The organism is Paraglaciecola chathamensis S18K6, assembly GCA_000314955.1.
Lineage (GTDB): Bacteria > Pseudomonadota > Gammaproteobacteria > Enterobacterales > Alteromonadaceae > Paraglaciecola > Paraglaciecola chathamensis.
Map to the genome: position 1 here is coordinate 1 of BAEM01000052.1, position 2928 is coordinate 2928.

The 2928-nt window shown below is 50.5% G+C and carries 1 rRNA gene; it reads left to right on the plus strand.

Annotation, left to right across the window (positions count from 1 at the left end):
- Positions 1-34: 34 nt before the first annotated feature.
- Positions 35-2919, plus strand: a 23S ribosomal RNA gene (locus GCHA_RS18680).
- The last annotated feature ends 9 nt before the right edge of the window (positions 2920-2928 follow it).

Genomic DNA, 2928 nt, shown 5'->3' on the forward strand with positions numbered 1-2928 from the left:
TACGTCAAATATTGAAGGTTATTTGGGGTTGTATGGTTAAGTGACTAAGCGTATACGGTGGATGCCTAGGCAGTTAGAGGCGATGAAGGACGTGTAAGTCTGCGAAAAGTTGTGGGGAGCCGACAAAATGCTTTGATCCACAAATATCCGAATGGGGAAACCCACCGCTTCGGCGGTATTGTAACGTGAATACATAGCGTTATGAGGCAAACGAGGGGAACTGAAACATCTAAGTACCCTTAGGAAAAGAAATCAACCGAGATTCCCCTAGTAGCGGCGAGCGAACGGGGATTAGCCCTTAAGCTAATTACAAGCGAGTGGAATGTGCTGGAAAGCACAGCGATACAAGGTGATAGCCCTGTACACGAACGCGAATTTTAAGTGAAATCGAGTAGGTCGGGACACGTGTTATCTTGACTGAATATGGGGGGACCATCCTCCAAGGCTAAATACTCCTAACTGACCGATAGTGAACTAGTACCGTGAGGGAAAGGCGAAAAGAACCCCTGTGAGGGGAGTGAAATAGAACCTGAAACCGTATACGTACAAGCAGTGGGAGCAGACTTGTTCTGTGACTGCGTACCTTTTGTATAATGGGTCAGCGACTTATATTTTGTAGCAAGGTTAACCGAATAGGGGAGCCGTAGCGAAAGCGAGTGTTAACTGCGCGTTTTAGTTGCAAGGTATAGACCCGAAACCCGGTGATCTAGCCATGGGCAGGTTGAAGGTTGAGTAACATCAACTGGAGGACCGAACCGACTAACGTTGAAAAGTTAGCGGATGACTTGTGGCTGGGGGTGAAAGGCCAATCAAACCGGGAGATAGCTGGTTCTCCCCGAAAGCTATTTAGGTAGCGCCTCGGACGAATACCACTGGGGGTAGAGCACTGTTAAGGCTAGGGGGTCATCCCGACTTACCAACCCTTTGCAAACTCCGAATACCAGTGAGTACTATCCGGGAGACACACGGCGGGTGCTAACGTCCGTCGTGAAGAGGGAAACAACCCAGACCGCCAGCTAAGGTCCCAAAATTATTGCTAAGTGGGAAACGATGTGGGAAGGCTAAGACAGCTAGGAGGTTGGCTTAGAAGCAGCCACCCTTTAAAGAAAGCGTAATAGCTCACTAGTCGAGTCGGCCTGCGCGGAAGATGTAACGGGGCTAAGCAATATACCGAAGCTGCGGACGCATAGTTTACTATGCGTGGTAGGGGAGCGTTGTGTAAGTGGCTGAAGGTGAACTGAGAGGTTTGCTGGACATATCACAAGTGCGAATGCTGACATGAGTAACGATAATGCGGGTGAAAAACCCGCACGCCGGAAGACCAAGGTTTCCTGTCCCATGCTAATCAGGGCAGGGTAAGTCGGCCCCTAAGGCGAGGCAGAAATGCGTAGTCGATGGGAAACGGATTAATATTTCCGTACTTGGTATATCAGTGATGGGGGGACGGAGAAGGTTATGCAAGCATAGCGTTGGTTGTCTATGTGAAAGTGTGTAGGGTTGAATCTTAGGTAAATCCGGGATTCTACATGCCTGAGACACGAGACGAGACTCTACGGAGTTGAAGTTGCAAATACCCTGCTTCCAGGAAAAGCCTCTAAACTTATGATATATCGAACCGTACCCCAAACCGACACAGGTGGTCAGGTAGAGAATACTAAGGCGCTTGAGAGAACTCGGGTGAAGGAACTCGGCAAAATCGTACCGTAACTTCGGGAGAAGGTACGCCGCTGTTTGTGATGAGACTTGCTCTCTAAGCGAATGGCGGCCGCAGTGAAAAGGTGGCTGGGACTGTTTATTAAAAACACAGCACTGTGCTAAATCGAAAGATGACGTATACGGTGTGACACCTGCCCGGTGCCGGAAGGTTAATTGATGGGGTTAGCGCAAGCGAAGCTCTTGATCGAAGCCCCGGTAAACGGCGGCCGTAACTATAACGGTCCTAAGGTAGCGAAATTCCTTGTCGGGTAAGTTCCGACCTGCACGAATGGTGTAACCATGGCCACGCTGTCTCCACCCGAGACTCAGTGAAATTGAAATCGCAGTGAAGATGCTGTGTACCCGCACCTAGACGGAAAGACCCCGTGAACCTTTACTATAGCTTGGCACTGAACATTGACCCTACATGTGTAGGATAGGTGGGAGACTTTGAAGCGTGAACGCCAGTTTGCGTGGAGTCAACCTTGAAATACCACCCTTGTACGTTTGATGTTCTAACGTTGTTCCCTAATCGGGAATGCGGACAGTGCCTGGTGGGTAGTTTGACTGGGGCGGTCTCCTCCCAAAGAGTAACGGAGGAGCACGAAGGTTGGCTAATCCTGGTCGGACATCAGGAGGTTAGTGCAATGGCATAAGCCAGCTTAACTGCGAGACAGACACGTCGAGCAGGTACGAAAGTAGGTCATAGTGATCCGGTGGTTCTGTATGGAAGGGCCATCGCTCAACGGATAAAAGGTACTCCGGGGATAACAGGCTGATACCGCCCAAGAGTTCATATCGACGGCGGTGTTTGGCACCTCGATGTCGGCTCATCACATCCTGGGGCTGAAGTCGGTCCCAAGGGTATGGCTGTTCGCCATTTAAAGTGGTACGCGAGCTGGGTTTAGAACGTCGTGAGACAGTTCGGTCCCTATCTGGTGTGGGCGTTGGATGATTGAGGGGAGCTGCTCCTAGTACGAGAGGACCGGAGTGGACGAACCGCTGGTGTTCGGGTTGTTATGCCAATAGCATTGCCCGGTAGCTACGTTCGGAATCGATAACCGCTGAAAGCATCTAAGCGGGAAGCGAGCCCCAAGATGAGTCATCCCTGGCAGTTTAACTGTCCTAAAGGGTTGTTGAAGACTACGACGTTGATAGGCAGGATGTGGAAGCGTTGCAAGGCGTTAAGCTAACCTGTACTAATTGCCCGTGAGGCTTAACCATACAACGCCC